At 46.4% G+C, this 22424-nt stretch carries 18 protein-coding genes, 1 tRNA gene and 1 pseudogene; 13 read left to right on the top strand and 7 right to left on the bottom strand.

What is annotated here, in order from left to right:
- Positions 1-134: 134 nt before the first annotated feature.
- On the top strand, positions 135-1514 hold the full coding sequence (locus JMX98_RS00100) for an NAD-dependent succinate-semialdehyde dehydrogenase (protein WP_201583438.1): 1380 nt from the start codon (positions 135-137) through the stop codon (positions 1512-1514).
- A 98-nt stretch (positions 1515-1612) separates the two neighbouring features.
- Here the strand turns inward: JMX98_RS00100 and purN are convergent, their stop codons facing one another.
- Both purN and purM read right to left on the bottom strand, forming a co-directional pair.
- Positions 1613-2296, bottom strand: coding sequence for a phosphoribosylglycinamide formyltransferase (purN, locus tag JMX98_RS00095; RefSeq protein WP_201583437.1), 684 nt, complete (start codon positions 2294-2296; stop codon positions 1613-1615).
- A complete protein-coding gene (purM, locus tag JMX98_RS00090) occupies positions 2296-3345 on the bottom strand; it encodes a phosphoribosylformylglycinamidine cyclo-ligase (RefSeq protein ID WP_201583436.1) in 1050 nt (349 codons plus the stop codon). The genes purN and purM overlap by 1 nt, the downstream gene beginning before the upstream one ends.
- Positions 3346-3757: 412 nt before the next feature.
- Here purM and JMX98_RS00085 point away from each other — a divergent pair, with 412 nt between their 5' ends.
- The 3 genes from JMX98_RS00085 to JMX98_RS00075 all read left to right on the top strand — a co-directional run bounded on the left by JMX98_RS00085 (position 3758) and on the right by JMX98_RS00075 (position 6874).
- Positions 3758-4864, top strand: a complete 1107-nt coding sequence (locus JMX98_RS00085; RefSeq protein WP_201583425.1) for an AI-2E family transporter — start codon at positions 3758-3760, stop codon at positions 4862-4864.
- A 314-nt stretch (positions 4865-5178) separates the two neighbouring features.
- Positions 5179-5982: a DnaA regulatory inactivator Hda gene (gene hda, locus JMX98_RS00080; protein ID WP_201583422.1), complete on the top strand. Its 804-nt coding sequence runs from the start codon at positions 5179-5181 to the stop codon at positions 5980-5982.
- Between the two features lie 190 nt (positions 5983-6172).
- Entirely contained in the window at positions 6173-6874 is a 702-nt protein-coding gene (locus JMX98_RS00075) for a DUF2057 family protein (protein ID WP_201583419.1), read from the top strand.
- A gap of 119 nt (positions 6875-6993) precedes the next feature.
- On the opposite strand, the gene JMX98_RS00070 is transcribed toward JMX98_RS00075, so the two are convergent.
- Positions 6994-7473 (bottom strand): Dps family protein, encoded by a 480-nt coding sequence (locus tag JMX98_RS00070; protein ID WP_201583416.1) that lies wholly within the window; start codon positions 7471-7473, stop codon positions 6994-6996.
- A gap of 488 nt (positions 7474-7961) precedes the next feature.
- Positions 7962-8621, bottom strand: coding sequence for a YcxB family protein (locus JMX98_RS00065; protein WP_201583412.1), 660 nt, complete (start codon positions 8619-8621; stop codon positions 7962-7964).
- Between the two features lie 605 nt (positions 8622-9226).
- Between JMX98_RS00065 and serS the strand changes: the two genes are divergently transcribed.
- The 5 genes from serS (at position 9227) to JMX98_RS00040 (ending at position 14868) form a co-directional block, all read left to right on the top strand.
- Entirely contained in the window at positions 9227-10513 is a 1287-nt protein-coding gene (serS, locus tag JMX98_RS00060) for a serine--tRNA ligase (protein ID WP_201583409.1), read from the top strand.
- A 13-nt stretch (positions 10514-10526) separates the two neighbouring features.
- Complete coding sequence (locus JMX98_RS00055; protein WP_201583406.1) at positions 10527-10907, top strand: hypothetical protein; 381 nt, start codon at positions 10527-10529, stop codon at positions 10905-10907.
- 93 nt (positions 10908-11000) lie between these two features.
- Entirely contained in the window at positions 11001-12998 is a 1998-nt protein-coding gene (tkt, locus tag JMX98_RS00050; RefSeq protein WP_201583403.1) for a transketolase, read from the top strand.
- Between the two features lie 283 nt (positions 12999-13281).
- Positions 13282-13641 (top strand): hypothetical protein, encoded by a 360-nt coding sequence (locus JMX98_RS00045; RefSeq protein WP_201583401.1) that lies wholly within the window; start codon positions 13282-13284, stop codon positions 13639-13641.
- Positions 13642-13887: 246 nt separating this feature from the next.
- Entirely contained in the window at positions 13888-14868 is a 981-nt protein-coding gene (locus tag JMX98_RS00040; RefSeq protein WP_201583399.1) for an NERD domain-containing protein, read from the top strand.
- 3 nt (positions 14869-14871) lie between these two features.
- Here the strand turns inward: JMX98_RS00040 and JMX98_RS00035 are convergent, their stop codons facing one another.
- From JMX98_RS00035 to JMX98_RS00025, 3 genes are all read right to left on the bottom strand, one after another.
- Positions 14872-15216, bottom strand: coding sequence for a DUF779 domain-containing protein (locus tag JMX98_RS00035; RefSeq protein WP_201583397.1), 345 nt, complete (start codon positions 15214-15216; stop codon positions 14872-14874).
- Positions 15217-15416: 200 nt separating this feature from the next.
- The gene (gene adhP, locus JMX98_RS00030; RefSeq protein ID WP_201583395.1) at positions 15417-16445 is read right to left on the bottom strand and encodes an alcohol dehydrogenase AdhP; all 1029 of its coding nucleotides are present in this window, start codon (positions 16443-16445) and stop codon (positions 15417-15419) included.
- A gap of 97 nt (positions 16446-16542) precedes the next feature.
- Complete coding sequence (locus JMX98_RS00025) at positions 16543-18069, bottom strand: aldehyde dehydrogenase family protein (protein WP_201583392.1); 1527 nt, start codon at positions 18067-18069, stop codon at positions 16543-16545.
- Between the two features lie 284 nt (positions 18070-18353).
- Here JMX98_RS00025 and JMX98_RS00020 point away from each other — a divergent pair, with 284 nt between their 5' ends.
- From JMX98_RS00020 to JMX98_RS00005, 4 genes and pseudogenes are all read left to right on the top strand, one after another.
- Positions 18354-20267: an AAA family ATPase gene (locus tag JMX98_RS00020; protein ID WP_201583390.1), complete on the top strand. Its 1914-nt coding sequence runs from the start codon at positions 18354-18356 to the stop codon at positions 20265-20267.
- A 126-nt stretch (positions 20268-20393) separates the two neighbouring features.
- Entirely contained in the window at positions 20394-21482 is a 1089-nt protein-coding gene (locus tag JMX98_RS00015) for a type I glyceraldehyde-3-phosphate dehydrogenase (RefSeq protein ID WP_201584064.1), read from the top strand.
- 92 nt (positions 21483-21574) lie between these two features.
- Positions 21575-21665 (top strand) — tRNA-Ser (locus JMX98_RS00010).
- Positions 21666-22039: 374 nt separating this feature from the next.
- Positions 22040-22424 (top strand): annotated as a pseudogene (locus JMX98_RS00005) (hypothetical protein); the annotation flags it as partial.

Here is a 22424-nt window from a genome sequence, read left to right as displayed (position 1 = left end):
ACAGATAGAAAACGACCTACTGATAAAACGAATCGTACTATCGATGAAGCACTAAACAATCAAAAGTACCAAACAATTAAATTAAAAGTGACAATAATGCTAAATACATAAAACCAAATAACAAGGACATCCACATGGCAGATATTACTACTGTGAACCCAGCCACGGGCGAAGACATTAAAAATTATGACTATATGACCAACGACGAAGTTAACAAAATCGTTGATGCGTCACACAATGCATTTTTAGAATGGCGTACCGTGAGCCATGAAGAGCGTGGCCGTATCATTCAATCTATCGGTGACAAGCTGATGGAGTATAAAGAAGAGCTGTCTCGCCTTATGACCGAAGAGCGCGGTAAGCTCTATGGTCAAAGTCAGCAAGAAGTAGATCTCTGTAAAGCAATTTGTGATTACACTGCTGAAAATGGTGTCGCTGCGCTTGCAGATGATGAGCGAGATATCGAAAGCATGAAAAAAGGTATCGTGACTTATCAACCAATCGGCGTCATCTATGGTATGCAGCCATGGAACTTCCCAGCGTATCAAGTATTCCGTTATGCCATTGCTAACTTGATGGCAGGTAACAGCGTTCTGCTTAAACATGCAGCAAACGTCACAGGTTCTGGCTTATTGATCGAAAAAATCTTCCACGAGTCTGAACTGCCAAATGATTTGTTCCGTACGATTTTGATTGACCATGACCAATCAGAAAAATTGATTGAAAATGACAAAGTACGTGGCGTAACGCTCACAGGTAGTGATGCTGCTGGTCGTATCGTTGGTCAACAAGCGGCCAAAGCAATCAAAAAATCAGTACTAGAGCTCGGTTCAAATGACGCCTTTATCGTACTAGAAGACGCTGATATAGAAACCGCTGTAGAGACCTGTACCCAAGCCCGTTTAGTCAATAACGGTGAAACTTGCGTAGCAGCGAAACGCTTTATCGTGGTCGATAGCGTGTATGACGAATTCCGCAAGCGTATCGTAGAGAAGTTTGAAGGTACAAAATCTGGCGACCCAATGGATGACAGCTCAGACATCGGTCCATTGGCGCGTAAAGACTTGCAAGAAAAACTGCATGAGCAAGTAGAAGAAAGTGTGAAAAAAGGCGCGACCGTTGCCGTTGGTGGTCAACTACCAGAAGGTAAAAGCAGCTATTATCCAGCGACCATTTTAGAAAATGTCGAGAAAGGTCAACCTGCCTACGACGACGAATTATTTGGTCCTGTAGCCTCGCTTATTCGTGCCAAAGACCAAGACGATGCCATGCGCATTGCCAACGACAGCCGTTATGGTCTAGGCGGCGCTATCTTCTCAAAAAATGAAGAAAAAGCCATTCGCTTAGCCAGTGAACAATTCGATACTGGTATGGTCTATATCAATGGTTACGGTCTTGCCAATCCTGCACTGCCATTTGGTGGTGTGAAGAACTCAGGCTATGGTCGCGAGCACGGCGGCTTTGGTATTAAAGAGTTTGTAAACATTAAAGCAGTACACGTGTTTGGAAAATAACAGTGAATAACACGTAAAACTGTTAAAGACTAAAAAGAAAAACCCAGCTACTTAATAGCTGGGTTTTTTGTGTGGGTGAAAATAATATTTTAAAACAACTAAGCGTCAATCAATAGACGTAAGGGCAGGGCAGGCAAGATACTAGAGGCTTGCTCACTTGGCGTTAATGACACGCCGCCAATAGCGATTTGTAATATCGTCCACGGCAATAGTTGATGCTCCAGCACTTGTACGCGCTTTTGCAAACTATCAGGCGTATCGGTATGACGAATAGGCAAGACCGCTTGGCTTAACACTTGTCCTGCATCCAGCTCGGCGGTGACCACATGGATACTACAGCCGTGCTCACGTTCACCTGAGCAGAGTACACGGGTATGCGTGTCTAGCCCCTTATAAGCGGGAAGTAGCGATGGGTGCAGGTTAATCATCGGTGCAGGCACGTTATCAATAAAGTCTGCACTCAATACCCGCATAAAGCCTGCCAGTACAATCAAGTCTGGCTGCCAAGCGCTCAATTGTGTGCTGGCATGCGCCTCAAAAGTCTTGATGCCCATGCGCTTGCCACTAGCAACGTGCGACAAGACAGCAACCGGAATGGCTGCATCGGTCGCACGTGTTAACGCATAAGCATCGTCGCGATTGCTGATAACGCCAACTATCTCTATCGGTAGCTCGCCTGCCTGCATGGCGTCTATGAGGACTTGTAGGTTACTGCCACTTCCGGATACCAAAACGGCAATGCGTAATGGTTTGACAGGTTGGTTTGTCTTATCAAATGACATTAACGGTACACCACGGCATCGGCTTCACGTTTGACCATTTCGCCGAGTTGCCAAGCGTTTTCACCAGCGTCAGTCAATGTTTTGATCGTTGCTTCAGCTTTGTCTTTAGGCACCACGATGACAAAACCAACGCCGCAGTTAAAGGTGCGGTACATCTCACTTTGCTCAATATTGCCTTGGGTCTGTAACCAAGTGAATAACTCTGAGAACTGCCAGCTGCTGGTATCGATACTAGCCGCTAGGTCATCAGGGAGCACTCGTGGCAAGTTATCAGTGAGACCGCCACCTGTGATGTGTGACATGGCATGAAGCGCTGAGCTACCAAGGGTATCTTGCAGCGCTTTGATGGCTTTGACATAGATACGAGTCGGTGCCATCAAGGCATCCTGAATAGGCTGACCGTCAAGCATCTCGTCGCTGGTGGTGACATCCACGCCGCTTACGTCGATGACCTTACGCACCAATGAGTAGCCATTTGAGTGTGCGCCGCTAGAGGCAAGGGCAATCAATACATCGCCTTCGCTGACGTTTTTGCCTGTGATGACTTCGCTTTCTTCGACCACGCCCACGCAGAATCCCGCTAGGTCATAATCGTCGTCTTGATACATACCTGGCATTTCAGCAGTTTCACCACCGATAAGTGCACAGTTTGCAAGTTTACAACCATCGCCAATACCAGTGACCACAGTCGCTGCGACATCGACGTCCAGCTTGCCTGTTGCGTAGTAATCTAAGAAAAATAATGGCTCTGCACCGCAAACCAACAAGTCATTGACACACATAGCGACCAAATCGATACCGATGGTGTCGTGACGTTGTAGCTGCAATGCCAATTTAAGCTTGGTGCCGACACCGTCCGTCCCTGATACCAGTAGAGGCGAGGTGTAACCAGTCGGAATACGACAAAGCGCTCCAAAGCCGCCAAGTCCGCCCACAACCTCAGGGCGAGAGGTGGCTTTTGCCACTGATTTAATACGTTGAACCAACGCATCGCCAGCATCAATATCAACGCCAGCATCTTTGTAGCTTAAAGAAGGCTTGTTACTCATGGTCATCTCACAAAATTTATAAGGAATGAAGGTGGGTCAAAAAGCGAGTTGGTTGTGATAACTCTGAAGGTCGTGGGCGCATTATACCCAAAAACCGCCCTGACTCGCAAAGCAACTTGCCACTTATTCGCTATATTTGCATCAGTTTGCGCCAGATCGTTAGTACTTGCCAAAAAACCCTTATCAAACCATAAAACATCATGACTATAGTGAATTGACTAAAAGTGACTGTTGCCTGTGATTGCACCATATGGTTTTGCTGGCATATTACTACTTACAATCATATAAGAAACAAAAAATGACGGATTTTTTGCTGTACTTTGCGATAATAGAACGCAAAATCATTGTCAATCACTGTTTACTATTTTTCATTGTTTACTATTTTCATTAGCCAATCGCAGGGTTACCCACCATGATAAACCAAACCATAGATCCTTTTTTTCGGCGCTTATTTATTGTGGCGGCGATGGTGGTGGCGCTTTTTTTATTGTATTTGATGATGCCAGTCATTATTCCGTTTGTTTTTGCTTTTGTACTGGCGTATTTGTTTAATCCGCTGGTCAAGCGCCTATCGAAATATATCAAGCGCTGGATGGCGATTATCATTGTCTATGCCACCATCACGCTGGGTATGGTGCTGCTGCTTTGGTGGCTGGTACCGACGTTATGGCATCAGTTGCAAGCGGCTTGGGAATATCTGCCAAAGGTGCTAAATTGGTACAATCAAGTCGTGCGTGAATGGTTTGCTAATAACAGCCGTATTCGTTTGCCTGAGCTAGAAGCCAAAGGGTTTTCTGAAACCTTGGTCGACTATATGCAGACGAACTATAAGTTTGCAGATGCCAGTACGATGATGAGTCAAATCATCGCCTCTAGTATGAGTTTTATTAACAATGCAGGTCTTATCGTATTGGTACCGATTTTGACTTTTTATTTTTTATTCAACTGGGATCAGCGGTTGCAGACTTGGAAGATGGCCATACCAGCACCTTATTGCAAAAAAGTGTTACAGGTAGCGCATGAGTGCGATCGTGCATTGATGGCATTTATCAAAGGTCAACTGCTGGTCATGGTACTACTGGGCGCGATATATGCGGTGCAGTTGCAGCTTATCGGCCTTGAGCTGGGTCTGATCATCGGGATGGTGGCAGGTATCGCAAGTTTTGTGCCTTACTTGGGGTTTGGTATCGGTTTTATCGCGGCCATTGTCGCCTGTTTGTTTCAGTTTGGGCTAGACTGGACCTATTTGGCATTGATTGTTGGGGCGTTTTTGGTGGGGCAAGCAGCAGAGGGCTATATCCTGCAGCCACTGTTGTTGGGGGATAAGATTGGTCTATCGCCGCTGTGGGTCATCTTTGCGGTATTGGCAGGGGCAAGCTTATTAGGCTTTGTCGGGATGCTGATTGCACTGCCTGTGTCAGCTGTCCTGAATGTGTTGTTTCGCCATTTATATGATTATTATCGCTCAACCGATCTGTATAAAGGCCACAAGCAACTGACATTGTTTAAGGATCAATGATTCATATGTCTTAGTGTTTGATTTACCCCGTGATTATCACCATTTTAAGATGAGAATGCGCCCGAATGATGAGTGATAAAAGTTATAACATGGATTGTATGAGCGTAAATGCTGATTGATGCAAAGTAAAGGGTAAAAGACTTGTCAGTCATTTTACAAATATGTTATATATAGGCGCAGTATTCACGGTATTTATCGTTCCTAGGTTGGCTTGGGTCAGCGTTCATAAAAGCACAAGCTACCCAAGCCAGTTTAAAAATATTAGTCGTTTAGCCTTTTTAGTGATTGCGCTACGCAAACCGAGTTGATGATTCATGGCAGAAGCACAGCTAAGTCTCAATCTGGACATTAAGCACGATGCAAGTCTTAGCGATTTTGCAGGTCCTGGTTGGATGTCGATTATTGATGCAGTCAGGCAGCTACATGTCGGCCTGATCGGTCAGTTATACCTGTTTGGCAGTCCTGCGACAGGCAAGTCTCATCTGTTGTCCGCTATTTGTGAGTCGTATATAGAAATGGATAAGACGGCTATCTGCTTGTCGCTCAATGAGCTGATTCATACAGATGTCCATGTCCTCTCGTCGTTAGAAAACTTTGATTTAATCGCCATTGATGATTTGGAGGTGCTAGAGCAAAGCACCCAGTGGCAAGAGGCTTTGTTTCATCTGATCAATCGTAGCCGAGAAGGGCAGCGCCAGCTATTGTTTGCTGCCAACAAACCTGCAAGTGAGTTACCCTTTGGGCTAAGGGACTTGCTGACGCGTTTGGCTCAATCGCCGACCTTTAAGGTTCCTAATGGCCATGACTTCGCTGACCGTCAAGCGCTGCTGCAATCTATCTTGCGCCGCCGCGGCTGGCAGTTTGACGACCGTATCATCGATCACTTGCTGACTGACGGGCCACACCGTATCGGTGCGATGATGGACGTGCTCAATTATATTCAGCCTATGTTTTCCAATCTTGGTCGCAGCAATATCTCCAAATCCGTCATCAGTGATGCGCTGCGTACCATCGATGAGCAAACGCTGGCCGCTGAGCTGGCAGATATTGCTCAAGAGACGCAAATAGATAGCAGCACAGCAGAGCAAGACCAACATACCATGCCACTCGACTTTTAGGCGGTGTGTTTTTTACTTCTAATAGGTTTGATTGCTTTTTCTAAGTTTGAATGCGCGATAAATAACGGCGTATGTTATGAGTAACCCCATACGCTGTCATACAAAAAACAACGGTTTTTACCCATTGTTTGCCAACTGTTTGCCAAGCCGCTTTATTCTCTAAAACGCCACATGACTACTGGACCCACTTATGAAACCACATGCTTCTTTGTTAAAAAAACTGACCACCAGTGCTTTGCTCATAGGGGCAGGTTCTGTCTCTATGCTATCGCACGCGGCCGTGACGCTGTTGGTCGATGATCATATCAAGGTTACTGCCATCAATGGTCAAGAAGTGCAGCAGAGTGCCTTTCAACCGCTCACAAAGAAGTTTACGTTGCAGCCTGGTACGCATGCGATTACGGCCAAATACGACCGTTTGTACAACTTGCGCCGTGATGAGCACGATTATTTGCGCTCAGGAAATGTCAGTGTGACCGCGCAATTAGCAGACAATCAGACCTATCGTCTGACCATGCCAAATCAGCCAGAAGCGTACGAAGCGGCGAGAGAGTATGCCAAACGTCCGACATTGGCTGTAGAGCAAAATAATACCGTGATCGCCAGCCAGCAAAGTCTCGGCAATCAACAAGGCGGACTGTTCTCAGGCTTGGGTAAAGCCATCGGCGGCGTGTTTGGTGGTGCAGGTGACGCCGAGTTACAAAACCAGCGAGCGATTGCCGCTTTAGAGCAGCCAGCGACTCAGCCGGCCCAGAGTAGTGTCAATACAGGCACCGCGCAACCTGTGCCAGCGGCTGTGCAAACCGGTAATACTCTTGATAGCTTTATGCAGTTATGGCTACAGGCGACCCCTGCGGAGCGCGAAAAAATCCGTCAGTGGATTCAAAAATAAGCAGCCTAAGTGTTTTGAACCAAAAAAAAGCACCCATTGGGTGCTTTTTTAATGCTTATGTTTTTTGTACTTATATTTTTAGTGCTTTTGTATAAGTATAAGCAGCGTATTTTATAGCCTTAGCCCAAAAATGCATTGTACATCCATACCAGCTTTTCTTGCTCTTGTACGTATTCATCAACCAGATCAGCGGTACCTTGATCGTCGCTTTCTGCTGCTAATGACGATACTTGACGCTGCTCGGCAATGAGCGCTTGTAAACCAGTTACTACGCCTTTAACGCAAGATGTACCATCTTTGACGTTTTTGTCTTCGCTGATGCTCGTGTGTTGTGCAAAATCGCTGTAAGCATGTAGCGGTGTTCCACCCAGCGTTAAAATACGCTCAGCAATCTCATCAATCTGTAACTGTAGCGATGTGTATAATTCTTCAAACTTTGGGTGCAAAGTAAAGAAGTGCTCACCTTTGACGTTCCAATGATAGCCACGTACATTTAAGTAAAACACATGGTACGTTGATAGCAGATTGTTTAATTGAGCGATGACTTCGCTCATGTCTGCTTTTTCTAGGCCAATCTGGTTGGTTGCATTATTACTCATGATATTATCCTTATAGTTTGAGTGTTCAATAAAAAGCCGTATTAAAAGCCTAGTAGCGTATCTAATCTTGAGTCACCAGAAAGATGACCAAAAAAACCACTAAAAAGCTTGATAATAAAGAAGACTAAGAGTGTAGCAAGTCATAGGCTACGTGGCTATGCTCATTCATACAATATAGCCGTTTTACCAAAAAAAATAACAATATAAATGACACGGCGATACTCGCACCACAACATCTATCAGTTGCCTATGAAGCGGCCGATAGCTAGTATCATAAACAAAGGTATCTGCTATCAAAAGCAGGTACCGTCCTCATGCCACCTTTTGGGGACTTCTAAACCCTTTTTTCTTCTACTGGTGGCTATCATAGCAAAACATCATGGATAAGTTAAATTCATTAATTTTAATCATGTGATTGGTTATTTAGAACCAAGGCGCGCCCTAGAGGTATAGAGCGCTTTTGTATCATAAGCTGCTAAAAAATATTATTAAGCAGGCGGTTGCAAGCTTTCAGGGTTTAAGCCTTTGACAGGTACCACTTCTTGGAGATGCTGACGCACGGTATCGATCGGAAACTTTTGCGCTTGTAGGCGTTTTGGGACGATCTGGCTGCCTTGTTGGCCTTTAACCTCAAACATCATAAAGATGTAATCGTCGGTTTCATCCCAGCTTTTGACAGCAGTCCATGGAATGACGGCTTGCTGAGTTTGGCCTGCACGCATCTGCATGCCGCGCATCTGATTGCTATTGAACATCTCTGGTTGATTGACAGGCATGGCCATCACCAGTCCGTGCTTTTGTACGCCCAGCTTCATCTGGCGCATCTCATCGGGCATTTCTTGATCGGCCACTTGTTTTTCAAACTCTCTTTTGACGTACCATTTAAAACCAAGGGTACGCACCAGTACATAAATCACCACGGCCACCAGCATTAACCAAAAAATAATCGTAGAGTAGCCCGTGACAAACATCAAACCTGCAATCGCTAGTATCACGACCACGGCCATGACGCCCCATTCTTTGGTCTTAAAACTGGATAAACCAAATGAGGGACTCGCACTGGCAAACAGCTCATACTGTGCTTGATGAAATTCGGCCTCGGTGAGGTTTAAGGCGATGGGTTGGAGCGTGTAAGGGTACAGGGCCATAGAGGTTTCTCAGATACTTGTGTTAACAGCGTTGGGTTTCGATCGCCAAAGCAGGACAGCGTCGCCATACTTGGCTAAAGACAGAAAAAAGACATGCGCTTATCTTACCGAAAAGCGCTCTTAAATGAAACATATAAGCGGTGCGATGGCGGGATTGGTCTTATATTTCTATGGATGCGCTGTGCGCAGGTGGTACTTTTATAAAATAAAAATCACTCCAGCATAACAAGTGCTACGGCGTGAATATAGCACCATTAAAGTCTTGTTAGGGCGTTATCGCGATATCACTGAGAACATCGCCAAAATATAGGCAAAATATAGGCAAAATATAGGCAAAACATGGTCAAATCTGCTGGGTCTTGGTATCATAGCGGCTATTATATATTCTTATAACCAGCATGGCACATCAGGCGGCTTGATATCCATCAGTGCATCATGAAGACACTCATCAGAACCATTTTAGGATAATGGGATGGTCCTTTAACAGGCCATGTAAGTCTATTATCTTAGTGGGATTGGCCTGACAGCATGCTCTGGTTGGCTGATCTGATTATCAACACGCCCTATTAAACTTTTACCCACATTTAGCGTTACAGGCGACTATTATGATTGATCCGAAACTCTTACGCGGCGATTTAAGTGATTTACAACAGCAGCTAGCCACTCGCGGCTACGAGCTTGATATGGCTTTTTGGCAAAATATCGAAACCGAGCGTAAATCGCTACAAGTCAAAACCGAAGAGCTGCAATCGCGCCGTAATGCGGGTGCAAAGCAAGTGGGCGTGCTAAAAAAATCCGGCGAAGATGCCAGCGAGCTACTGGCCCAAATGCAAAGCATCAGCGGTGAGATTAAGGCGGCAGAAGATGAGCTGCGCACCTTGCAAGAGCGCATCACACAAGCGGCCATGCAAATCCCCAATATTCCAGCAGCAGATGTGCCTGTCGGAACGTCAGAGGATGATAATGTCGAAGTGCGCAAATGGGGGACGCCGCGTCAGTTTGATTTTGACATCAAAGACCATACCCATATCGGCGAAACCTTGGGCATGCTGGATTTTGAAGCGGCCACCAAGCTGACCGGTAGTCGTTTTAATGTGCTCAAAGGGCAGCTGGCACAGATGCATCGCGCTTTGATTCAGTTTATGCTGAACACACATACGGTCAAGTACGGCTATCTTGAAACTTATGTGCCTTACATCGTCAATAGCGAGAGCCTAAAAGGCACCGGCCAACTGCCAAAGTTTGAAGAGGATTTGTTTAAACTGACCAATCATACCAATAACGATGAGATGGATTTTTATCTGATTCCGACTGCAGAAGTGCCGATGACCAACTTGGTACGCGGCGAGCGTTTGGATATCAAAGAGCTGCCATTGAAGTTTACCGCCCATACGCCCTGCTTCCGTAGTGAAGCTGGCTCACATGGCCGTGACACCCGTGGTCTGATTCGTCAGCATCAGTTTGAAAAAGTCGAAATGGTCAATATAGCCACTAGCGAGCAGTCAGATGATTTGCTTGAGGCGATGACAGGTCAAGCCGAAGATATCTTGCAGCAGCTAAATCTGCCTTATCGGGTGGTACAGCTGTGTACTGGTGATATGGGTTTTGCTGCGCAAAAAACCTATGACATCGAAGTATGGCTACCAAGCCAAGACACCTATCGTGAAATCTCTAGCTGCTCAAACTGCGGCGACTTTCAGGCGCGCCGTATGGGCACACGAGTCAAAGATGGCAAGCAAACCAGCTTGACTCATACTCTAAACGGTTCGGGTTTAGCGGTTGGTCGTACGCTACTGGCCGTGATGGAAAACCATCAAAATGCCGATGGTAGCATCACTATTCCAGAAGTATTGCGTCCGTTTATGGGCGGTGCTGAGCGCATTGAAATCTGAGAGTAATGACATCATGAATACTTTGTCTATAGTTGATGAACTAAATTACTCACAATTTCTCATCTATGGTCAAAGTACAGGCGACGATTTGTTAGGCTTTGAAATAGATGTCAATGTATCTTTCTGTTGTATGGAAAATAGTGTTGGCTGCGATTTTCTTGATCAAGAACGCCATGATGATACGAATTGCATGCTTACGTTACGCTGCAAATTTGCAAATAACGTAAGCTATCAGCAAGTGGCAGATTATTTAGAGAAGCAATGGCTTCAACATGTCTGCTATCGAGAGTTTGAGAAGCATCATATTGAGGTCGTTAACGACCAATTGATTTTTTATTATGTGACCCGATCAAGTCGTGGACTAGGAGTAACAGGGAAAATTGTTGCTACTTAGTTTATAATGAGCCACCTATTTAGATATCTAAGCAAATTCAGTTCAATAACCTTTTTTAATCAAATAAACTTTCCTTTAATATCAGGACACGCTATGCCCACCCCAATTAACGAACGTAAACTAGCCAATGCCATCCGTGTACTGTCGTTTGACGCGGTTCAAAAAGCCAACTCAGGGCACCCGGGCGCGCCGATGGGCATGGCCGATATTGCCGAGGTTTTGTGGCGTAAATTTTTAAAGCACAACCCTGCCGATCCTAACTGGCACAACCGCGACCGTTTTGTCTTATCAAATGGTCATGGCTCGATGCTGATTTATGCATTGCTACATTTGACTGGTTATGACGTCAGTGTCGATGACCTAAAAGGCTTTCGTCAGCTGCATTCAAAAACCCCAGGTCACCCTGAGTATGGCTATACCCCTGGTGTTGAGACGACCACAGGCCCACTCGGCCAAGGTATCGCCAATGCCGTTGGTTTTGCGATTGCCGAAAAGACCCTTGCCGCCCAGTTTAACCGCGATGGCCATAACATCGTCGATCATCATACCTATGCGTTTTTGGGCGATGGCTGCTTGATGGAAGGCATCAGTCATGAAGTGTGCTCGCTAGCTGGCACGCTAGGGCTTGGCAAGCTGGTCTTCTTTTATGATGACAATGGCATCTCAATCGATGGAAATGTCGAGGGTTGGTTTACCGACGATACCGAAGCTCGCTTTGAGTCTTACGGCTGGCAAGTTATCAAAGTCGATGGTCATGATACTGATGCGATCACGCAGGCAACTGAGCAAGCGATTGCAGAAACTGCTAAGCCAAGCCTAATTATCTGCAAAACGACTATCGGTGCTGGTAGCCCGAACAAACAAGGTCTAGCAGCCAGTCATGGCGCGCCACTTGGTGATGACGAAATTGCCTTGACTCGTGATGCGCTGTCTTGGAAACATGCCCCATTTGAGCTAGACAATGAAATCTATGAAGCGTGGGATGCCAAAGCCAAAGGCGATGTGCAGCAAAAGAACTGGGATGCTGACTTTGCAGCGTACAAAAAAGCCTACCCAGAGCTGGCAGACGAGCTATTACGCCGCCTAAATGGTGAATTGCCGGCTGATTTTGCTAGCCAAGCACAAGCCTACATTCAGCAAACGCAAGAAGAGGGTGGTGATGTTGCTAGCCGTAAAGCCAGCCAAAATGCGATCAATGCTTTGCAGCCATTATTGCCAGAACTACTAGGCGGCTCGGCAGATTTAGCGGGCTCGAACCTTACGCTATTTAAAGGCGCTAAAGGCATCGAGAAAGATGCTGATGGCAACTACATCTACTACGGCGTGCGCGAGTTCGGTATGACCGCGATTGCCAATGGTATTGCCTTGCATGGTGGCTTTATCCCTTACGTAGCGACGTTCCTCATGTTTATGGAATACGCGCGTAACGCCGTGCGTATGGGCGCACTGATGAAGCAGCGCGTCATCCATGTCTATACCCATGACTCGATCGGTCTGGGTGAAGATGGCCCAACGCATCAGCCAGTTGAACAATTGACTAGCCTACGCACCACGCCGAATCTACGCACATGGCGCCCTTGCGATGCGACCGAATCGGCTACGGCTTGGGTAGAAGCGATTAAGTCAGCAAACAATCCATCTGCCTTGATCTTTAGCCGTCAGAGCTTGCCACATCAAGCGCGCGATGAGAGCCAAGTCGCGAACATCGCCAAAGGTGGTTACGTACTAGCCAAAGAACAAGGCGAGCTACAGGCCATCATCATCGGCACCGGCTCAGAAGTTGGTCTTGCGATGCAAGCGCACAAGACGCTTAGCGAAAATGGCATTGGTGTACGTGTGGTGTCTATGCCATGTGCCGAGATCTTTATGGAGCAAGACGCTGATTATCGCGAGTCAGTATTGCCTGCCACCATCCGCGCCCGCGTCGCAGTAGAAGCGGCGCACGTAGACTACTGGTATAAGTTTGTCGGTCTCGATGGCAAAGTCATCGGTATGACCACTTATGGCGAGTCAGCACCAGCCAACGATTTGTATAAAGAGTTTGGTATTACGGCCGACGCTGTGGTTGAAGCGGTAAATAGTTTGGTCTGATTAATCAGAGCTTAGACTGAGTTTTTGAGTCCCAAAAAGAGCTGCTAGAGTAATCTGGTGGCTCTTTTTATGATTTAATTTTTGGTTTTAGAGCTGTTGATGTGGTCTACTTATATCGATATTATCAGTTGTGAAATAATTGCTATCGTTAGTACTAAAATTTGTGTTTCGACGCGATGCTTTAGTGGTAAGTACGAACTATATTTCAGTTATAGTTTAACAAGTATACTGGATGCACTGTATAGAATAAAATTTATCTTTATTCAATATATTGAGAAAAACGATGCAAAACTTTATTCAAATCATATCTGAAAGTACAGAATCAAATATTGAAAACTTTAATAGAGTCGAAGAGTTAACTCGTAAAGAGCTTGAAAATTTAGGTTCAACTAGGTTGGTACTAACACTTCAAAAGATGCAGTGGGAGAGAAGTATTTTCGCTATAGGAATGTTTTCACTATTTGAGGCAGTTGTTCAAAAGGAACTCAAAATCGAGAAAGGCTCAGCCTTTAAAGAGCTAAAACAAAAGCTTAAAAGTCATCATAAGATAGAGTTACTTGAAAGTTTTGAGGATTTTTATTACGCAATCAATGTATTGAAGCATGGAAAAGGCATGTCTTACGCAAAGCTTTTGGAGAAGTAAAGTAATCTACCGTTTGAAATCACACCAGCTGGTTCAACATTTAGAAACGAAGGTGATGTGTCAGAGATAGAAACTCTAGTTTGCGTAGACAATAATTTTTTAGAAAAATGTTTAGCAGTTATTTGCAAATGCTATGATGAGATATTTAGAATTTCATTATAATGTCTATCTTGCTGATACGTCAGGTCCATTATATAAATTATTTAAATGTGATCGTTTGTCTTGTTATTGAACTGAGATAAAACCATGTCCCTAAAATCCAGCTTTAAAGGTTTCTTAGGTGAAACTGTCATCAACGTCGCCATGTGGCTCAAGCTTGAAAAAGACGTGTATCATCGTTTAAATAATGTCACCTTGCCATTAGCCAATAGTGGCAGTACGCAAATCGATCATATTATCGTCTCTGTATATGGCATCTTTGTGATTGAAACCAAAAACTATAAAGGCTGGATATATGGTAGCGAGAAGCAAAAGCAGTGGACACAAGTTTTCCAAAATGGAAGTAAGTTCAAATTTCAAAATCCATTGCGCCAGAACTACTTGCACATTAAGACGCTTGCAGATTTATTAGGCTTGGAGCTGAGCTACTTTCATTCAATGATTGCTTTCATCGGTGAGTGCGAGCTAAAAACCCGTGATGAGCTACCCGAACACGTGTTAACAGGTGGTATGGTGTCTTATGTGAAGAAGAAGCAAGATAAAATACTCACCGAAGACGAGGTCACATCTATCGTCGAGCAGATCGAGAGCAATAAATTTAGCAAGTCATGGCGCACCAATCGCCAACACAAAGCCTATCTAAAAGACAAGCATAGCAACCCAAGTAAGAATACTGAGAATCCTACATCTGAGTCTATAATAAAAGAAACCGTTGATAGAACTATCCTAAAGAGTAGAGAAGTGCATCGATGGTCTGGTCAAACTGAGATTGACTCTAGCGAGTTACCGATCGATAGTTTGAATACTCAGCAAATAATCAAACCGCATGATATGGCTGATAAGGTTTTTCTTACGCCATTTGAGATTGTAGAACCTGAGCCAAAAGTGAATAAACCTGAGATACTTAAAGCGACAGACTATGACGCTAATATCGATCACGCGCCAACCTGCCCAAGATGCAATGGTGAGATGGTCAAACGTGTGGCAAAAAATGGCGCACGCAAAGGACAGTCCTTTTATGGGTGCGCGCAGTTTCCTAAGTGTCGCGGCGTGGTTAATGTAAGCTAATATCTATTTAGCGGTTTCATCATCGATCGCACACACCTCAGAGCGTACGATAAAGCGCTTGCCTTCAGGTATTTCAAGCGAAAAACTTGCTCCGCGACCATCGACTACATCGATAGTTAAGTCAGTATGCTGCCAGAGCTCAAATTGTGCTTTACCCATATAAAACGGACAGCCTACCAGCTCGCCAACAAGCACATCCTGATCGCCTACTTTAAACTCTCCTAATGGATAGCACATCGGCGAGCTACCATCACAGCAGCCACCTGACTGATGAAACATCAGCTTTCCATGCTTGGACTTTAGTAGCTCAATCAACGCCTTACACGACTCTGTTGCTGCCAGTTTCATATCGTACTCCTTCTTATGGCCCATCCATGGTTTATATAATTGCTCTCTAGTATCAGTATGCCACAGTCAAATCAAAAAGGTCGCATCATCTTCAGACACATCACAACTGGCATATGACTAAAAAGATACGACCTTCGGCTGATAATTGACAGTTGGAATAACTATGCAATAAGTTTATAACACTGTCATTTTACTATCCGTTATTGATTATAGTCGATGACGATACGACCTTCGATTTTGCCATCATGCATCCGCGCAAAAATATCATTGATGTTCTCTAACGGCTCAGCTTTGACGGTCGCTTTGACTTTGCCTGCCGCTGCCATGTCTAGCGACTCTTGTAAGTCTAGGCGCGTACCGACGATCGAGCCACGAATGGTAATGCCATTTAACACGGTATCAAAGATAGAGACAGGGAATTCGCCTGTTGGCAAGCCGTTACACACCAAGGTGCCACCGCGGCGGAGCATGCTTAGCGCTTGGTCAAAGGCTTTGGCCGATACCGCTGTCACAAGGGCGCCATGAGCGCCGCCGATCTGCTCTTGGAGATACTCGCCAGGATCGGTGTCTTTGGCGTTGACGATGACTTTGGCGCCCAGCTTTTTGGCAAATTCAAGCTTCTCATCGTCGATGTCGACCGCCGCGACATTAAGGCCCATGGCAATGGCGTACTGAACGGCCATGTGCCCAAGTCCGCCGATACCTGAGATCACCACCCAGTCGCCAGGCTTGGTATCCGTCATTTTAAGACCTTTGTAGACGGTGACACCCGCGCACAGCACCGGGGCAATCTCGATAGAGTCGACGCCTTCAGGGATGATACCGACATAGTTGGCATCGGCCAAGACATACTCAGCAAAACTGCCGTTTACTGAGTAGCCGGAGTTTTCTTGCTGCTCGCAGAGCGTTTCCCAGCCGCCTAGGCAATGCGTACAATGTCCGCAAGCAGAGTAGAGCCAGGGCACACCGACTCGGTCGCCTTCTTTGACGTGATGGACGTTGTCGCCGACAGAGGTGATGATACCGACGCCTTCGTGTCCAGGGATAAATGGTGGACTTGGTTTGACTGGCCAATCTCCTTCAACGGCATGAAGGTCCGTGTGACAGACGCCTGAGGCCTCCATTTTTACTAATATCTGACCGGCACCTGGGGTTGGGATATCCACTTCTTCAATCTGCAAGGGTTGTCCGAACTCATGTAGTACGGCCGCTTTCATTTTATTACTCACGTTGCATTCTCCTTATCGCGGATGGTGAGTTGATAGATATCATATCTACCAACTCATTACTTTATGGCGGCTGCCATAAAGTGCGTGACAGACAGGCTTAAAAGAAGCCCATCTTTTTGGGACTATAAGAAACCAGCATGTTTTTGGTTTGCTGATAGTGGTCGAGCATCATTAAATGGTTTTCACGTCCGATACCAGATTGTTTGTAACCACCGAACGCCGCGTGTGATGGATAAATATGGTAGCAGTTGGTCCAGACGCGGCCCGCTTGGATACCACGGCCAAAGCGATACGCCTTATGTACACTACGAGTCCAGACGCCTGCACCTAGGCCGTATAAGGTATCGTTAGCGATTTTCATGGCTTCGTCATCGTCTTTAAACTTTGTGACGGCAAGTACAGGGCCAAAGATTTCTTCTTGGAACACGCGCATGTCATTGGTGCCCTCAAAGATGGTTGGCTGCACATAATAACCATCGCCCAGCGCGCCATCATGTTTGGCTTGTTCGCCGCCGACCAATACTTTTGCGCCTTCTTGCTTACCGATATCCAGATAAGAGAGAATTTTTTCTAATTGGTCTGAGCTGGCTTGCGCGCCAATCATGGTATCAGTATCTAGCGGGTTGCCCATCTTGATGGCCTTGACGCGCTCGATACAGCGTTGCATAAATTCATCATAGATACTCTCATGTACCAGTGCGCGTGACGGGCACGTACAGACCTCACCTTGGTTGAGGGCAAACATGACCAAACCTTCGACCGCTTTGTCCAAGAAGTCATCGTCTTCATCCATCACATCGGCAAAGAAGATGTTGGGGCTTTTACCGCCCAGCTCTAGCGTCACAGGAATGATGTTTTCACTGGCGTACTGCATGATAAGGCGGCCGGTCGTGGTCTCACCTGTAAAGGCGACTTTATTGATGCGCGGGTTAGAGGCCAGTGGTTTACCTGCTTCAACGCCAAAGCCATTGACGATGTTTAGTACGCCCTTTGGCAAAATGTCAGCGATACCGATGGTCTCTAGCATAAATAGCACGGACGCTGGCGTTTGCTCAGCTGGCTTCATGACGATACAGTTACCAGCGGCGAGGGCGGGGGCGATTTTCCACACCGCCATCAGGATAGGAAAGTTCCACGGAATGATTTGTCCGACCACGCCTAGTGGCTCATGGAAGTGATAAGCAACGGTGTCTTCATCGATCTGGCTGATGCCGCCTTCTTGCGCGCGAATGGCACTGGCAAAGTAGCGAAACTGATCGATAGCCAGCGGGATATCCGCCATCAAAGTCTCACGCACAGGCTTACCGTTTTCGTAGCATTCGGCGATAGCGATGGCTTCGAGGTTGGCTTCCATCTTGTCTGCGATTTTGAGGAGCAAGTTGGCGCGTTCAGCGACACTGGTTTTGCCCCAAGCGTCTTTGGCAGCATGTGCGGCATCGAGTGCTTTTTCTATATCGGCTTCTTTTGAGCGTGCCACTTGGCAGATGATTTTGCCATCGATGGGGCTTGGGTTGTCAAAGTATTCACCATCGATGGGGGCGACCCACTCATTATTGATGAAGTTGTCGTATTTTTTGCGGAATTGGACGGGACTGTTTTCAGTATTGGGATAGGCGTATAACATGAACGACTCCTTGTTGGGTATTATGATGGTTGAAACATAAATATTTGGCCTTCCTAACCAAGCTATGACTCTATCGTACTGAGCTTTGGCGTTGAGTGATAATGACTTTTTATAATGATATATTCCGTATCACATAACTTTATGTTATGCGATTGGCGTCTGCTAAAGTACTTTGTAAAGTGAGTGCAGCTGTTATAATTAAATGGCAGTGCCGCACACTTGGGTGCGATGCAGTGCGGTATTTTTACTTCCTATTTTCTTTTATTACTTATTGGTTTGGATATATGCGTCAATCTTCTGCTCTTAATATTTTAAAAACAGGTCAAAACGTTTTTTTGACTGGATCGGCAGGGTCGGGTAAGACTTATACTCTTAACCAATATATTGATTATTTGCGCGCGCGCCGTGTGCCAGTGGCGGTCACAGCCAGTACAGGCATTGCAGCGACGCACATGAGCGGCACCACCATTCACAGCTGGTCAGGAATAGGCATCAAAGATGAGCTGACGGAGCGCGATTTGAGCAATCTATCGCGCAAGCAGTTTTTGGCAGATCGCCTAAAAGAAACAGCGGTACTTATTATCGATGAGATATCGATGCTGCATGCCAAGCAGCTAAACTTAGTCAATCAAGTGCTCAAACACGTGCGCAAAAACGACAGTGCCTTTGGTGGTATCCAAGTGGTCGTTGCCGGCGACTTTTTTCAGCTGCCACCGATTGGCAGTCGCGGCGAGAGTAACCGCGAAAAGTTTGCCTTTATGTCTGAGGCATGGCTCGATGCCAAGTTTCATATTTGCTATCTGTCTGAGCAGCATCGTCAAGTGAGCGAGGCGGCCAATGGTGGACTGGATTTGGATGACATTCTCAACCAAATTCGCCGTCAGGAAGTCACCTTTGAGGCGATTGCGGCACTAGAGGCGACCTATGATCAAGACGTCGATATCAAGCGCACCCGATTGTATACTCACAATCTCAACGTCAATAAAATCAATGATAAAGAGCTGGCCGCCCTAGATGGCGAGATGATGCGTTTTGAGGCGACCTCGACGGGCGATAGTAAGCTGGTCGACACTCTCAAAAAGACCGTGCGTACCCAAGATGAGCTGACGCTCAAAGTCGGCGCTAAGGTGATGTTTATCAAAAACAACACCGAGCTTGGCGTCTCGAATGGCACCATGGGTGAGCTGGTTGGCTTTACCGCTGTCAAGATAGACGATGGTAAGGGCAATAGCGAAGCCTTAATTGAAGAAGTCGATGCAGACGATGACGCAGAGACGGCCAAAAAGACAGATACGTCAGACAAACAGACGGCAAAAACCAAAAAGCCCACCACGCAAAAAATGCCTGTGGTGCGGCTAAACTCAGGCCGTGAGGTCGTCGCTGAGACAGAAGAGTGGATCATCGAAGATGAGACAGGGGAGGTGCTGGCAAGCTACAGCCAAGTGCCGCTTTGTCTGGCTTGGGCAATTACCATTCACAAATCGCAAGGCATGACCCTAGAGGCCGCAGAAATTGATCTGTCGCGCACTTTTGAGCTGGGCCAAGGCTATGTGGCGCTCTCACGCCTCAAGTCGCTAGCAGGGCTGCAGCTACTTGGCATGAATGAGATGAGTCTGCAGTTAGACCCCCTCGCACGCGGGGCGGACAAGCGGTTTTTGGCGCTCTCCGACGAGGCGGATGCCAACTATGCCATGCTCAATGAAGAGAGTCTGACACAGGCGCATGACAAGTTTATCTTAAAGTCGGGCGGTACGCTGAATCAATCAGTGATTGGTGCCTACGCAGCGCTACAAAAAAAGCGCCGTGAGCAGCAGCAGGCAAAGATTGACAAAAAACAAAAACGCCGCAACCAAGTCGCTGATAAGTCCCAAAGCACCTTGCTGACAACCAAAACGCTCCTCGAAGAGAGCTTGTCTATCGCTGAGATATCACAAGCGCGCCAGCTGTCGCAATCTACCATCATGCGCCATATTGCAGAGTTAAAAGCGCAGGACCCAAGCTTGGCCTGTGACCATCTGCGCCCAGACGATGAGGTGATGACGGCAGTAGGTACCGCTTATATCGCGATCAAAGTCGCCAACAACCCCAATGACTTTAATGATGATGGTAGTGTTAAGCTGCGCCCAGTCTTTGAGCATCTCAAGCAAAGCATTGACTACAACACCATTCGTCTGGCCTTGATTTTTATTACCCCATAGGGCTGGGCGATGATGTGATATCGTCTCAGTGATTTGCCGTGTTTTTTATCTTTATAGCGATATGTTTTTATGCCTGATTTTTCTAGCGCCACTTATCAACTGACCTCTGATCCAGCCGTCGCCGCGATGTCTTATACAGGCGAGCATACCCAGCCATTACGAGTGGCGATTAATGGCTTTGGCCGTATTGGGCGTAATGTACTGCGCGCCTTATTAGAGCGTTTTGAAGTCTTGGGTCGAGCGATTCATGTGGTGGCAATTAATGACTTGGCACCTGCTGATATTTTATTGCATTTATTAAAGTTTGATAGTGCGCATGGCCGCTTAAGTCAGCTGGGCGTGGCAGCTGAGCTGGTGGTAGCCAGTACGGATGAGAATAAAACCCAGCTGTGCCTGACCAAAAACAGCCTGACTTACTGTATCAATATGCTCTCAGAGCCGGATCCCGAGAGCCTGCCATGGCAAGCGTTAGGGGTTGATGTAGTACTGGAGTGTACGGGGCACTTTCGCTCTTATGAGCAGGCGCATCTGCATATCGAGGCGGGCGCGCAGCAGGTCATCATCGGTGCAGCGCCTTTTGATGATGTCGATGCCTGTATCGTGATGGGCGTCAACAGCGATACCTTGACGCGGGCGCTACCGATTATCTCGAGCGTCTCATGTACCACCCAAGCGCTGGTACCGCTGATCGATACCCTTGATAAGGCTTTTGGCGTTACCTCCGCGATGATGACAGAGATTCATGCAGTCACTGCTGACCAGACTGTGCTCGATCAAGCGCACCGAGATCCAAGACGCGCCCGTGCCTCAGGTCATAACATCATACCTACGACCTCGAGCAGTATCGCTGCCACTGAGCGTGTATTACCGGCGATGGTCGGCAAGATCAATGGTCACTCTATCCGTGTACCCACCATCACCGTTGCAGCGATCGATGTGACCTTTGTCTTTGACACCCAGCCTGTCAGCACTGAGGCGATTCGTGAGGTGCTGACAGCCGCCAGCGACGGTCATTTGCGTGATATCATGGCCTATACCGATGAGCCACTAGTATCCAGCGATTTTATCCATCAGACCGAGTCGCTTATCATTGATGGTCAGCAGTTGATGCAGGTCGGTACGCAGTATAAGGTTTTTGCTTGGTACGACAACGAGTGGGGTTATGCCAATAGACTGCTTGATATGTGTTTGCATTTGGCCTCCAGCGGTCATTAAATTCGTGATTTGTGCTCATCGATAAATTAATTTAATTTTTTTAGATTATCTGCTTGCATTATGAAATGATATCTATATAATGATGCACCAATGGAGACGTGGCAGAGCGGTTGAATGCACCGGTCTTGAAAACCGGCAAGGGTTCATAGCCCTTCGAGAGTTCGAATCTCTCCGTCTCCGCCAAATTCAAAAAGCCCCAATCAGGGTGTAATGGACATTTTTCATGCTGGCGTATGGTCTAACGCTATATACTGTCTATATTTGCAAGGAATCAACGCCATGGATCAAAAAACTGCCCTTTTTGTCGTGATAAACACACCAAGAAGAATGGACGCAAGCTTGGCAAACAGCAGTATCAATGTCTCGCTTGCAGACGGCAGTTTTTAGGTGGAAAAAGACTCAATAACCAAACCCTTTGGACTGAATACACTCAGGGAAAACAGACCTACCAACAGCTGGCTGATAAATATCACTGTAGTCTCAAGACCATTCAAAGACGCTTAGATAAAGTCAGTACCCAGTATCAGATTAAGCAACCAAAGACTGCTAATATCATCATGGACACCACTTACTTTGGTCGCAAGTTTGGTTTAATGGTCTTTATGGACAATACCACTAAAGCCGTACTTTATTACGCGATAGTGGGTCATGAAACCAACAGTGCCTACAAGCAAGGTGTTGATCATCTAGTATCGTTAGGCGTTGATATACAAAGCATCACCTGTGATGGTAGACGAGGACTGCGTACGCTATTCACCCACACCCCTTGCCAGATGTGCCAGTTTCATCAAGTGCAAATAATAACTCGCTATCTTACTCGTCGACCTAAGAACAGTGCCAGTATCGAGCTTAGACGGCTCACTTTAGACTTAACTAAGCTTGATAAAGCCACGTTCACAAAATGCTTAGATCAATGGTATTTAACCCATGAAGACTATCTGA

The organism is Psychrobacter sp. HII-4, from assembly GCF_904846595.1.
Classification (GTDB): Bacteria; Pseudomonadota; Gammaproteobacteria; order Pseudomonadales; family Moraxellaceae; genus Psychrobacter; species Psychrobacter celer.
The sequence above is the reverse complement of the archived record's forward strand: the minus strand, read 5'-3'. Positions and strand labels throughout refer to the sequence as shown.